Origin of the sequence: Stenotrophomonas lacuserhaii, from assembly GCF_039674585.1 — a bacterium.
GTDB classification, from domain to species: domain Bacteria; phylum Pseudomonadota; class Gammaproteobacteria; order Xanthomonadales; family Xanthomonadaceae; genus Stenotrophomonas; species Stenotrophomonas pennii_A.
Genome location: NZ_JBDJNU010000048.1, coordinates 1 through 11,441 on the forward strand (window position 1 = coordinate 1; position 11,441 = coordinate 11,441).

General features: G+C 66.1%; 12 protein-coding genes. 5 read left to right on the forward strand and 7 right to left on the reverse strand.

The window, feature by feature from the left end:
- Together mreC and ABE522_RS15205 are read right to left on the reverse strand one after the other, a co-directional pair.
- A partial coding sequence (mreC, locus tag ABE522_RS15200; protein ID WP_346592409.1) for a rod shape-determining protein MreC occupies positions 1 to 939 on the reverse strand: 939 nt, incomplete at its 3' end.
- 118 nt (positions 940 to 1,057) lie between these two features.
- The gene (locus ABE522_RS15205) at positions 1,058 to 2,104 is read right to left on the reverse strand and encodes a rod shape-determining protein (RefSeq protein ID WP_057509333.1); all 1,047 of its coding nucleotides are present in this window, start codon (positions 2,102 to 2,104) and stop codon (positions 1,058 to 1,060) included.
- Positions 2,105 to 2,473: 369 nt separating this feature from the next.
- On the opposite strand from ABE522_RS15205, the gene ABE522_RS15210 reads away from it, so the two are divergent.
- Complete coding sequence (locus ABE522_RS15210) at positions 2,474 to 3,412, forward strand: carbohydrate kinase family protein (protein ID WP_346592410.1); 939 nt, start codon at positions 2,474 to 2,476, stop codon at positions 3,410 to 3,412.
- 86 nt (positions 3,413 to 3,498) lie between these two features.
- On the opposite strand, the gene ABE522_RS15215 is transcribed toward ABE522_RS15210, so the two are convergent.
- From ABE522_RS15215 to ABE522_RS15225, 3 genes are all read right to left on the reverse strand, one after another.
- A complete protein-coding gene (locus tag ABE522_RS15215) occupies positions 3,499 to 4,128 on the reverse strand; it encodes an HAD family hydrolase (protein WP_346592411.1) in 630 nt (209 codons plus the stop codon).
- Positions 4,119 to 4,847 carry a hypothetical protein gene (locus tag ABE522_RS15220; RefSeq protein ID WP_346592412.1) on the reverse strand — a complete coding sequence of 243 codons (729 nt, stop codon included), beginning with the start codon at positions 4,845 to 4,847 and terminating at the stop codon, positions 4,119 to 4,121. The genes ABE522_RS15215 and ABE522_RS15220 overlap by 10 nt, the downstream gene beginning before the upstream one ends.
- Before the next feature lie 176 nt (positions 4,848 to 5,023).
- Positions 5,024 to 6,079: an MBL fold metallo-hydrolase gene (locus ABE522_RS15225; RefSeq protein ID WP_346592413.1), complete on the reverse strand. Its 1,056-nt coding sequence runs from the start codon at positions 6,077 to 6,079 to the stop codon at positions 5,024 to 5,026.
- Positions 6,080 to 6,209: 130 nt separating this feature from the next.
- Here ABE522_RS15225 and ABE522_RS15230 point away from each other — a divergent pair, with 130 nt between their 5' ends.
- Positions 6,210 to 6,833 carry a TetR/AcrR family transcriptional regulator gene (locus ABE522_RS15230; RefSeq protein WP_346592414.1) on the forward strand — a complete coding sequence of 208 codons (624 nt, stop codon included), beginning with the start codon at positions 6,210 to 6,212 and terminating at the stop codon, positions 6,831 to 6,833.
- 176 nt (positions 6,834 to 7,009) lie between these two features.
- On the opposite strand, the gene ABE522_RS15235 is transcribed toward ABE522_RS15230, so the two are convergent.
- Both ABE522_RS15235 and ubiE read right to left on the reverse strand, forming a co-directional pair.
- A complete protein-coding gene (locus ABE522_RS15235; protein ID WP_346592415.1) occupies positions 7,010 to 8,941 on the reverse strand; it encodes a M1 family metallopeptidase in 1,932 nt (643 codons plus the stop codon).
- A 115-nt stretch (positions 8,942 to 9,056) separates the two neighbouring features.
- Complete coding sequence (gene ubiE / locus ABE522_RS15240; protein WP_346592416.1) at positions 9,057 to 9,818, reverse strand: bifunctional demethylmenaquinone methyltransferase/2-methoxy-6-polyprenyl-1,4-benzoquinol methylase UbiE; 762 nt, start codon at positions 9,816 to 9,818, stop codon at positions 9,057 to 9,059.
- A 77-nt stretch (positions 9,819 to 9,895) separates the two neighbouring features.
- On the opposite strand from ubiE, the gene ABE522_RS15245 reads away from it, so the two are divergent.
- The 3 genes from ABE522_RS15245 to ABE522_RS15255 all read left to right on the forward strand — a co-directional run bounded on the left by ABE522_RS15245 (position 9,896) and on the right by ABE522_RS15255 (position 11,395).
- The gene (locus tag ABE522_RS15245) at positions 9,896 to 10,348 is read left to right on the forward strand and encodes a nucleoside deaminase (RefSeq protein ID WP_346592417.1); all 453 of its coding nucleotides are present in this window, start codon (positions 9,896 to 9,898) and stop codon (positions 10,346 to 10,348) included.
- Positions 10,349 to 10,519: 171 nt separating this feature from the next.
- Positions 10,520 to 10,846, forward strand: a complete 327-nt coding sequence (locus ABE522_RS15250) for a hypothetical protein (RefSeq protein WP_346592418.1) — start codon at positions 10,520 to 10,522, stop codon at positions 10,844 to 10,846.
- 93 nt (positions 10,847 to 10,939) lie between these two features.
- Entirely contained in the window at positions 10,940 to 11,395 is a 456-nt protein-coding gene (locus ABE522_RS15255; RefSeq protein ID WP_346592419.1) for a low affinity iron permease family protein, read from the forward strand.
- Positions 11,396 to 11,441 lie beyond the last annotated feature (46 nt).

Here is an 11,441-nt window from a genome sequence, read left to right on the forward strand (position 1 = left end):
GGGTGCGCGGGGGGGGGGGGTTGGGCGGCCTGTCGGCTTGCCCCTCTTGTGGGTTGCCCCCCCCCCGCCCCCCACTACCGGGGTCGTCGGCGGGATCCGGATCGGCGAACCGGGACGCAGCAACAACACATCGCGACCGCGATCCAGCGCCGCGGCGGGCTTCAGCTCCCCCACCAGGAAGGCGTGGGTGTCATCCGGCCGCAGCGCAGCGATGCTGCCCACCGGGAAACCGACCGGGAACCGCCCGCCCAGCCCGGAGGTGACGATCTCATCGCCCACTTCCACGCCCGCACTCAGCGGAATATCGCGCAGTTCAAGCGTATCGCCGCGCCCATACACGATCAGGCGCACGCCGTTGCGCGCCACCGTCACCGGCACCGCATGATCGGGGTCGGTCAGCAGCAGCACGGTGGAGGTACCGGCGGTCACGCTGATCACCTGCCCCATCAGGCCGCCGGCATCGATCACCGCCTGGCCCACGTGCACGCCCTCGCGGCTGCCGGCAGCCAGCACCAGGCGCTGCTTCACCGGATCCAGGTCGATATCCAGGATCGGTGCCAACTGCACGTCCAGCCCGCTGCGCTCGGCCACGTTCAGCAGTTCGCGCAGCTGGGCGTTGTCCAGCGCCGCGGTCTGCAGACGGGTCAGCCGCGCATTGGCGATCAGCAGGTTGTTGCGCAGCTGGCGGTTTTCGGCCACCAGCTGGCCATGGCTGGCCGCGTTGTCACGCACCTGGTTGCCCAGGCGCCCGGGCAGGCCGGCCAGGTTCCAGGCCGGCTGTACCAGCACGTTGGCCTGGTCACGCAGGCGCGCAAGCCAGCCGGCCTGGTCGTCCAGCACGATCAGGGTGATCGCCAGCACCAGGTAAGCCAGCAGCCGCAGCGGGCTGGCGGCATCGCCGGAGCGGGAAGCAATGGGGGGTCCGGCGTAGGGCGGCACGATGCAGCTTCAGCTAGGAATCAGTTGGGGAACACGACGGCGCCCTGCCGGTGCCGGCCCGCCGCGAAGGCGGGCCGCACCCCGGAAGGGCGCGGCGCTGACGTCATGCCGGGGAGACTTACTCCGGCGCAAAGAACTCGTTGCCGTGCATGTCCACCAGCTCCAGCGCACGACCGCCACCACGGGCCACGCAGGTCAGCGGATCGTCGGCCACCTGCACGTGCAGGCCGGTTTCTTCGGAGATCAGGCGGTCCATGTCACGCAGCAGGGCGCCACCACCGGTGAGCACGATGCCGCGTTCGGCGACGTCGGCGCACAGTTCCGGCGGGGTCTGTTCCAGCGCCAGCTTGACCGCGCTGACGATGCCGGACAACGGCTCGTGCAGGGCTTCGAGCACCTCGTTGGAGGTGATCTTGATCATCTTCGGCACGCCCTCGGCAAGGTTGCGGCCGGAGATTTCCATCTCGATCACCTGTGCCTGCGGGTAAGCGCAGCCCAGCTCCACCTTGATCCGTTCGGCGGTGGCTTCACCGATCAGCATGCCGTGGTTGCGGCGCACGTAGTTGGTGATGGATTCATCGAAGCGGTCACCGCCGATGCGCACCGAAGCCGAATAGACGATGCCGTTGAGCGAGATCACCGCCACTTCGGTGGTGCCGCCGCCGATATCGATGACCATCGAGCCACGGGCTTCGGTCACCGGCATGCCGGCACCGATCGCCGCGGCCATCGGCTCTTCGATCAGGAACACGTCGCGCGCACCGGCCTCTTCGGCCGATTCCTTGATCGCGCGGCGCTCCACCTGGGTCGAACCGGCCGGCACGCAGACCAGCACGCGCGGGCTCGGGCGCAGGAAGCGCGACTTGTGCACCTTCTTGATGAAGTGCTTCAGCATCGCCTCGGTGTAGGTGAAATCGGCGATGACGCCGTCCTTCATCGGGCGGATGGTGGTGATGTGGCCGGGGGTACGGCCGAGCATCTGCTTGGCTTCGGCGCCGACGGCAGCCACCGAGCGGGTGCCACCGATGGCGCGGTCCTGGCGCACGGCGACCACGGACGGTTCGTTCAGCACGATTCCCTGTCCGCGCACATAGATGAGGGTGTTGGCCGTGCCCAGGTCGATGGACAGGTCATTGGAGAACATGCCGCGGAGTTTCTTCAACATCGAGGTGGTGATCCTGAGGGGTGCGCAATTCCGGCCTGGAATGGGGAATCGTGGGCAAAATTTAGACAGACAAGCCTAACAACCCGCCCCCGTGCGGGCAAGGATATTTCCGGCGGGACCCGCGTATTCACTGGCTTTCGGCACGATCGGTACAGGTTGGGCGGCGATCCCGCCTTCAGCCGGCACCGCGCACCGGCCGGCGTGCCCGGTATACGCCCCGGCACGGCCCATGACCCGCCCGGCACAGCCCGGCGCTACCCTTCGGCGGCGCCAGCCGGTAACCTTTGCGCCGTCGGGCGCCCACGGGCGCCGTTTGCTTGCCCAGCGCTGCGGCCAGCACTCCACTCATTCCCGCATAGGCTTACATCGATGTCCGCTTTGATCTGTGGTTCTCTTGCCTTTGACACCATCATGGTGTTCCCGGACCAGTTCAAGAACCACATCCTGCCGGACAAGGTGCACATCCTGAACGTCTCGTTCCTGGTGCCGCGCATGCGTCGCGAGTTCGGCGGTTGCGCCGGCAACATCGCCTACAACCTGCACCTGCTGGGCGGCCATCCGATCCCGATGGGCACGGTGGGCACCGATTTCGGCCCGTACCGCGAGCATTTCGATGCACTGGGCATCGACCTGTCGCGCGTGCGCGTGATCGATGAGCTGTTCACCCCGCAGGCCTTCATCACCACCGACCACGACAACAACCAGATCACCGCCTTCCACCCGGGCGCAATGATGCGTTCGTATGAAAACCACGTGCGCGACGTGCCGGGCGTGAGCCTTGGCCTGGTCGGTCCGGACGGCCGCGAAGGCATGATCCAGAACGCACTGGAATTCCATGAGGACGGCGTTCCCTTCATCTTTGATCCGGGCCAGGCGATGCCGCTGTTCAACGGCCCGGAGCTGCGCACCTTCATCGAACAGGCCGACTACGTGGTGGTCAACGACTACGAGTCCAACCTGCTGCAGGAGCGCACCGGGTGGGACGAGAAGGAAATCGTCAGCCGCGTGCAGGCGTACATCACCACCCGCGGGCCGAAGGGTGCGGTGATCCACACCCCGGAGAAGAGCTATGACATCCCGCCGGCGCACGAGCGCCGCGTGGTCGACCCCACCGGCTGTGGCGATGCGTTCCGCGCCGGCCTGATCTACGGCATCCAGAAGGGCTTCGACTGGCTCACGATCGGCCGCATGGGCAACCTGATGGGAGCGCTGAAGGTGGAACACCCCGGCACGCAGAACCAGCGTTTCACCTTCGATGAGTTCAACGAACAGTTCAAGCAGCAGTTCGGTTACGCGCTGAACGTCTGACCGCGCAGGGTGGTAGCGCCGAGCCATGCTCGGCGGAATGCCCGAAGCGCCGCTGCGCTCGCCGAGCATGGCTCGGCGCTACCGCGTCACCTTCCCAGCGCGGCCTGCAACGCGCGGCAATCGGCAAAGCGCCAATCGGCCATGCCCGGCCACGGATCGCCGGGCGTGTTGACCAGCACGGTGCAGGTACCCGCTGCGCGCCCTGCGGCCAGGTCCATCCGATGGTCACCCACCATCACCGCCTGCGCGGCGGCGATACCCCAGCGCCCAACGAAGTAACGCAGTCCGTCCGGCGCGGGCTTCGGGGCGACCTCGTCGCGACCGATGATATCCGCATCCTGGAAAAGATCGCCCAGCCCGATAACATCCAGCGTCAACTTCGCCACCGCGTGGTCGTTGCGGGTCAGGATGCCCAGCCTGCTTCCCTGTCCGGCCAGCGCGCGCAGCAGCTCCACGGCGCCCTCCGCCGCTACGGCGGCCTCGGCCAGCGCGCGCTCGTGCTCGAACAACCACGCACGTTTGGCACGCGCTTCATCGGCCGGCAGCGCCACCAGGTGGGCGATGATGTCTTCCTCCATGGCGATGTCCAGCGCGCGCTTGATGGCCGGGAAGTCGTGCACCGCGACGGTCAGCGTGCCATCCATGTCGAATACCCAGTGCCGCAGTCCGTCCAGTCCCGGCGATGCAGCCGGCACCGCGCGCGCCCTCACTTCCATGGCATCTGGCTGGCATCCACGCCGCCGGTTTCGAACACGACCGTACGCGTCCCACCGGCCTTCACCGGGAACTCGATGCTGATCGCCTGTGCCTGCCGCGCCAGCTTCCACAACGCGGCGTGGTCGGTGATGAACATCGCGATCGCTTCGTCCGTGTCCGGGCGCCACGCGGCCATCGCGCGCGGCTTGCCGCCGTCCACGCTCACCTGCACCCGGCAGCCGCCGGGGCAGCGGAAATCGCCGGCCTGCAGCACCAGGTACGCATGCTGCTTCCACTGCGGATGGTCGCGGAACACCAGCTGCACCGGCTTGGGACCGCTGCCATCGACATCCACGCGTTCTTTGCCGTATATCGAAGCAGAGCGCTGGGTTCCCTTGGTACCGACCGGGATCTGGTTGTACTGCCACAGGCCCTGCATGCGGCGCAGGTTGCGCGCCTGGTCCGACTGCGCCTTGACGTCGGCGAAGCCCGGTTCGATCCGCGCCGCCGCTGCGGTGCCCTTGTAGATGTCCAGCAGCGAGCCGCCATGCATGCGTGCACGCTCCCAGTCCTTGGCCGCGACGGCGGTGTCGTACTGCCGGGCAACCTCGTCGGCCTTGGCTTCCTTCTTCGCCTGCACGGCCGCTTCGGCTGCCTGCTGCGCCTGGCGTTCGGCTTCGGGATCGCTGCAGGCAGCCAGGGACAATGCGCAGGCAGCGGCGAGGATCAGGTGTTTCATCGCGGATTCCGGGGTGATGGCGTGGCTATACAGTACCTGCCAAGAGCGTGACGACCAACGGTCGTCACCCACAACGAGCAACGGTCGTTACCCACAACGACCAACGGTCGTCACCCACCACGAGCAAGGGTCGTCACCCACCAGGACCAACAGTCACCCACCACCACGCATGGTCGTTACCGGGACGGGGCCGCAGCTTCGCCGACCTGGCGCCACCAGTGCGTGGAGGGGGCGGGGGCGCCGAGATCCAGCCGTTCGCCCATCTGCGGCGCGGTCAGGGTGACGCCGCGTTCCGCCGCCAGCGCCGTGATGCGCTCGAAGGGCTCGGTCCACGGATGCAGGGCCAGGTCGAAGGTGCCGTTATGGATGGGCATCATCACCGCTCCACGCACGTCCAGGTGGGCCTGCAGGCTCTGCTCGGGCTGCATGTGCACATCGGCCCAGTCGACATCGTAGGCGCCGGTTTCGATCAGGGTCAGGTCGAACGGGCCGTAGCGCTCCCCGATGCGCGCGAAGCCGTCGAAATAACCGCTGTCGCCGCTGAAGAAGATGCGCCTGCTGCCGCTGTCGATCACCCACGATGCCCACAGCGTGCGATTGCCATCCGACAGCCCGCGGCCGGAGAAATGCTGCGCCGGCGTGGCGGTGACCTTCAGTCCCTGCACGCGGGTTTCCTGCCACCAGTCCAGCTGCTGGATCTTTTCCGCGGGGACGCCCCAGGCCATCAGGCGGTCGCCCACGCCGAGCGCGGTGACGAAATGGTCGACCTTCGGTGCCAGCGCGCGGATCGCCTCGTGGTCCAGGTGATCGTAGTGGTCATGGGAGATGATCACGCCGGTCAGCGGCGGCAGCGCGGCGATGTCCAGCGGCGGGGCGTGGAAGCGCTTGGGACCCATGAACGACATCGGCGAGGCACGCTCGGAGAACACCGGATCGGTCAGCCAGAAGTGGCCGTCCAGCTTCATCAGCACGGTTGAATGGCCCAGCCGCCACAGGCTGTCATCCGGCGCATCCAGCAGCGCCTGCCGGGTCAGCGGCTGCACCGGGATCGGGGCAGGCGGAGTGGCGTCCTTCGGCTTTTCCACCATCAAGCGCCACAGCACGCCCAGCGTGCCGATGAAGCCCAGCGACGACTTGCCGGCCGGATTGTGGAAGCGTCCGTCGTGGAACTGCGGCGACTGTTCGTAGGAAGCGGCAGGACGTGCACCGCAGGTCAGCAGGCCAAGGGTCATGGCGATCAACACCGTAGAAAGAAGGAGGAGGCGCGGCAGGCGGCGGGTCATTCGGGCTTGCCCTGAAAAGTACACTGGCGAGTCTACTTCCATTTCAGGAAAAGTAAACTGAACGGTGTAAAATAACCCGATGAGTGCCGATATCCGCCCTACCCGACTGACCGACCGCAAGCGCGCCGCGATCCTGTCCGCCGCCGTTGCCGAGTTCCGCAGCTTCGGTTTCGCGGCCACCAGCATGGACCGCATCGCGGCCGCAGCGGGGGTGTCGAAGCGCACGGTGTACAACCATTTCGCGAGCAAGGACGAGCTGTTCACGGCCATCCTGTGGCAGCTGTGGGAAGCGAGCCAGGCGGTGGAGGCCGTGGCTTACAGCGCGGCGCAGCCGCTGCGGGAACAGTTGCTGCGGTTCACCCGGCAGAAGATGCGTTTGATGTCCGATGCGAGCTTCATCGACCTGTCGCGGGTGGCGATTGCCGAGCTGGTGCACGCGCCGGAACGGGCCCGGGCGATGATGGACAAGCTGGCGGAGAAAGAAGAAGGACTGGCGACCTGGATACGCGCGGCGCAGGCCGATGGCCGGCTGCGTGCGGATGTCACGCCGGGCGAAGCGGCGCATCAACTGCAGGGCATGTTGAAGGCGTTCGCGTTCTGGCCGCAGGTGACGATGGGCCAGGCGCCGCTGTCGCCGGAGGCGCAGCAGCGGTTGATGGAAGACTGCGTGGACATGTTCCTGGCGCTGCGCGCAACCGCGTGACGACATGACCGCGTGACGACCAACGGTCGTCACCCACCGAACGCGCCGACGCAGCAGGTAGCGCCGAGCCATGCTCGGCGAGCGCAGCGGCGACAAACAGCGTGACGACCAACGGTCGTCACCCACCACCGCGACCGGCGTGACGGCCAGCGGCCGTCACTACCGGCACGCGCGACTTACCTGGCTTCGGCCTTGGACAGCATGTCCTGCACCGAACCGGTGGTGATCGGGTGGTAGCCCGGCTTGGCCTTTTCAAACGCCGCCTTGGCCACTTCCAGGCCTTCCGGCGTCTTCACCAGTTCAGCGTAGATCGGCATGATCAGCTTGCGACGGCCGACCCGCTCGATGAACTCGGCAGCCGCCGGCGTGGCCTCCGCATAACCGCTGCGGATGGACAGCGGGTACCAGCGCATGGCGATTTCACCATTCGGCGTGCCGGTGAACTTGAACACCCGATCCAGCGCGGCCAGCTTGTCCAGCGGCTGCGTGGCGCCCAGGCCGTCGATGAAGCGGACCCACTCCTGCGTGCTCCACTCGGCGGTCAACTGGTTGGTCGGCAGCTTGCCGGTGCCTTCCCAGGCGATGCGCGCGGTATCCACGTTGCTGAAGTTGCGCGACTGCGCCTTGGCGGCGAACGCCGGAATGCCCGGCTGCTCCAGCCACGCGGTCAGTTCGGCCTCGGTCACCGCATTGGGATTCTTCGGCAGCAGGTTCTTCTTCAGGTACTCGACGAACTGGTCGGTATTCGCGCTCTGGAAGGCGTGGTCGTTGAACCAGCCACGCAGGAACGGATCGAACACTTCACGGCCGAAGCGCTGTTCCAGGAACTCCAGGAACCAGGAACCCTTCACGTAGGCGACCTGGCTCAGCGCTTCGTCCGGGTCACGCTCGTTCAGCGGCGGCAGCGCCAGCGCCTGGTCGGCCGGGCTCATGTCCTTCACTTCGGCCAGCAGGTCGGTCTGGTCGATCTGGCGCTCCATCTCGGCCATCTCCTTGCCGTACAGCGCTTCGGTGATGCGGCCCTGCACGTAGGTGGTGAAGCCTTCGTTGAGCCAGATGTCCTTCCAGCTGGCATTGGTCACCAGGTTGCCCGACCAGCTGTGTGCCAGTTCGTGGGCGACCAGCGAAACCAGCGACTTGTCGCCGACGATCACGGTCGGGGTAGCGAAGGTCAGGCGCGGATTTTCCATGCCACCGAACGGGAACGACGGCGGCAGCACCAGCATGTCATAGCGGCCCCAGCGGTACTCGCCGTACAGCTTTTCAGCGGCACCGATCATCTTCTCGGTGTCTTCGAATTCCTTTGCCGCCTTGCCGACCATGGTCGGTTCGGCCCAGACGCCGGAGCGGCCGGAAATCGGCTCGAACACCAGGTCACCGGCGGCGATGGCCAGCAGGTAGGACGGAATCGGCTGCGGCATCTTGAAGGTGTAATCACCATCACGCGCGGCCTTGGGATCGTTGTCGGCGCTCATCAGCACCATCACGTCCGGGCGGCTGGTGACGTGCGCGCTGTAGGTGAAGCGCACGCTCGGCGTGTCCTGCAGCGGCACCCAGGAACGGGCGTGGATGGCCTGCGACTGGCTGAACATGAAGGGCAGCTGCTTGCCTTCGGTCATCGACGGCTCAAGCCACTGCAGGCCCGAGGCGGTCGGTGCGGTGTGGTAGCTGATCTCGACCTTGGTCGGCTGGGCCGGCGCTTCGATGGTCAGCTTGCTGCCGAATACCTTGTCCACCGGCGCCAGCACGAAGGGCAGCGCGCTGCGCGCACCATCGGCGGCGACGGCTTCCACCTTGGCCACGTTGAGCTCGCGGGTGTCCAGCACCAGCTGCTTGGCGTCCTTGTCCTTCCACTCCAGGATGTAGGTCGCGGTGCCGCCGATCTGCCTGGCGTCGAAGTCCAGCTTCAGGTCCAGCGCGATGTCCTTGATGACGACCTTGTCCGGCTCGGCATAGGAACTTTCGTCGTGGCTGCGGTTCTCGGCCTTCACGGGAGCAGCGGGCGCCTTCTGGGCGGTCGGGGCCGTGGCAGCGGGGGCTGCGGGCTCCTGGGAGCAGCCGGCGGCGATCGCCACGGCCAGCGGAATGAGCAGGAACGGGGTACGCATGAATCGAGACCGTTTCAGGGGTAAACGGTGATTTTACCCCCGATGGACGTTCGGTAGTGACGGCCGCTGGCCGTCATTGGCTACCGTTTGACGGCCGGCGGCCGTCATTACCCGCTTACAGCTTGTAGCCTGAATGGATGGAGACGATGCCAGCCGACAGGTTCTTGTAGTGGCAACGCTCGAAACCGGCCTCGCCCATCATCGCCTTCAGTTCATCCTGCGGCGGGTGCTTGCGGATGCTCTCGGCCAGGTATTGGTAGCTGTCCGAATCGCGCGCGAACAGGCGGCCCAGCTTCGGCAGCACCTTGAACGAATGGAAGTCGTAGATCGGCTTGAACCAGTCAAGGGTGACTTCGGAGAACTCCAGCACGCGCGCCTGCCCGCCCACCTTCAGCACGCGGTGCATTTCGCGCAGCGCGGCATCCTTGTCGGTCACGTTGCGCAGGCCGAACGCAATGGTCACCAGGTCGAAGCTGGCATCCGGGAACGGCAGCGCTTCGGCGTTGCACTGCACGTAATCCAACCCCGCCACCAGGCCGCGGTTGGTCAGGCGGTCGCGGCCGACCGACAGCATGCCAGCGTTGATGTCGCCCACCACGACGGCGCCCTCGTCACCCACCCGCTCCTTCAGCAGGGCGGCGATGTCACCGGTACCACCGGCAAGATCGAGCACGCGGTCACCCGGCTTCACCTGTGCGGTCGCCACGTAGTAGCGCTTCCACACCCGGTGCACGCCCAGGCTCATCAGGTCGTTCATCAGGTCGTAGTTGCGTGCGACCGAGGTGAAGACCTGGCCGACCAGCTTCTGCTTGTCCTTTGCGTCGACATCGCGGAAGCCGAAATGGGTAGTTCCGGACTTGTAGGGGGATTCGCTCATTGGCTGATTATCGCACCGTGCGGGGCCGGCGGCACCCCCTGCCCTTATCATGGCCACCTGACTTCACGGAGACCCACATGATCACCACGCCCGATTACCAGGCCCTGCTGCAGACCGCCATCGCCGAGGCCCGCCAAGGGCTGGCGGAGGGCGGCGTGCCGATCGGCGCGGCGCTGTACCACAACGACGGGCGGCTGCTCGGTTGTGGCCACAATCGCCGCGTACAGGAAGGCGACCCGTCCGTGCACGGAGAAACCGATGCGTTCCGCAAGGCCGGGCGCCAGCGCGGTTACAAGCACACCATCATGGTCACCACGCTGGCCCCCTGCTGGTACTGCAGCGGGCTGGTCCGGCAGTTCAACATCGGCACCGTGGTGGTGGGGGAATCACGCACCTTCCAGGGCGGCATCGACTGGCTGCGCGAGAGCGGCGTGAACGTGATCGACCTGGACAACCAGGAGTGCGTGGACCTGCTGGGCAACTTCATCGAGCGCCACCCGGAGATCTGGGACGAGGACATTGGGGAATGATCTTTTCCTGAATACTTCAGCGCGGCGATAGGCAAAACCGCCTGAACACGCGCGTGCGGGTATGGGAAAACGACTGCGCCACGCTGATTGCACGCAGCAATGACGCTGCGTGCACTGACTGATAGCGATGATCGGAGCTCCCCCGCCATCATCCATAAGAAGTCAGAACCCATGCGCGCAGATGCACCCAATGTCCCTCCGGTCATCGACGTGGAGGCAGAGCTGAATTACTGGCGCCAACGGCATGCCGACGGCGCCATGGGGCCCGGCTCTTTCGGCCACTTCGTCCCCTGGATAAAGTTCGCCTGCGATTCGCTGATCACCCACCCGCGCGCCAGCAACGAGCAGCGCGAGGAAGCCTTCCAGACCCAGTACGCACTCCAGATCATGCCGCGCCTGACCGAAGCGCAGGCGCGCGGGTTCATCGAACAGGTGTGGGACCACGTCTATGTGTCCAGCATGATCCACAGCGCCGACCGCCCCCGGCTGATCGCCTGACCGGATTCGAGGTAGCGCCGAGCAACGCTCGGCGAGCGCGGAGTACGGCGCGCATCGACACGACGTACACGTTGGCCGGCGTATTCATCCGACATGAGCCTCAAGTCCGTTTTCAACACCGTTGCCAAGCGCACCGCCTACGCCACGGGCACGCCCTGGACGTTCATCGCCGCGGTGTCGGTAGTGGTGATCTGGGGTGTGACCGGCCCCTTGTTCGATTTCAATGACACCTGGCAGCTGGTGATCAATACCGGCACCACCATCATCACGTTCCTGATGGTGTTCCTGATCCAGCACACGCAGAACGCCGATACGGCTGCGATGCAGATCAAGCTGGACGAACTCATCCGCGTGACCGCGCACGCCAACAAACAGCTGCTTGATCTGGAAGAGCTGGACGAGGAACGATTGGAAGAGATCCGCAAGGAGTATGAGCGGATGGCACGCGAGGCCGGCGATGCGCTGGAACGCGTGCGCGCGTGCCGTGGGGATCAGGGCGTCCAGGGCGTGACGACCAACGGTCGTCACCCACCAAAGCACGGAACGTGACGGCCAGCGGCCGTCACTACCAGTATCCGGGTAGCGCCGCGCCATG

Excerpts from the sequence above, each read along its gene's own strand:
- ABE522_RS15205 (WP_057509333.1), bottom strand. The coding sequence starts at position 2,104 with ATGTTGAAGAAACTCCGCGGCATGTTCTCCAATGACCTGTCCATCGAC.
- ABE522_RS15210 (WP_346592410.1), top strand. The coding sequence starts at position 2,474 with ATGTCCGCTTTGATCTGTGGTTCTCTTGCCTTTGACACCATCATGGTG.
- ABE522_RS15215 (WP_346592411.1), bottom strand. The coding sequence starts at position 4,128 with ATGGAAGTGAGGGCGCGCGCGGTGCCGGCTGCATCGCCGGGACTGGAC.
- ABE522_RS15220 (WP_346592412.1), bottom strand. The coding sequence starts at position 4,847 with ATGAAACACCTGATCCTCGCCGCTGCCTGCGCATTGTCCCTGGCTGCC.
- ABE522_RS15225 (WP_346592413.1), bottom strand. The coding sequence starts at position 6,079 with ATGACCCTTGGCCTGCTGACCTGCGGTGCACGTCCTGCCGCTTCCTAC.
- ABE522_RS15230 (WP_346592414.1), top strand. The coding sequence starts at position 6,210 with ATGAGTGCCGATATCCGCCCTACCCGACTGACCGACCGCAAGCGCGCC.
- ABE522_RS15235 (WP_346592415.1), bottom strand. The coding sequence starts at position 8,941 with ATGCGTACCCCGTTCCTGCTCATTCCGCTGGCCGTGGCGATCGCCGCC.
- ubiE (WP_346592416.1), bottom strand. The coding sequence starts at position 9,818 with ATGAGCGAATCCCCCTACAAGTCCGGAACTACCCATTTCGGCTTCCGC.
- ABE522_RS15245 (WP_346592417.1), top strand. The coding sequence starts at position 9,896 with ATGATCACCACGCCCGATTACCAGGCCCTGCTGCAGACCGCCATCGCC.
- ABE522_RS15250 (WP_346592418.1), top strand. The coding sequence starts at position 10,520 with ATGCGCGCAGATGCACCCAATGTCCCTCCGGTCATCGACGTGGAGGCA.
- ABE522_RS15255 (WP_346592419.1), top strand. The coding sequence starts at position 10,940 with ATGAGCCTCAAGTCCGTTTTCAACACCGTTGCCAAGCGCACCGCCTAC.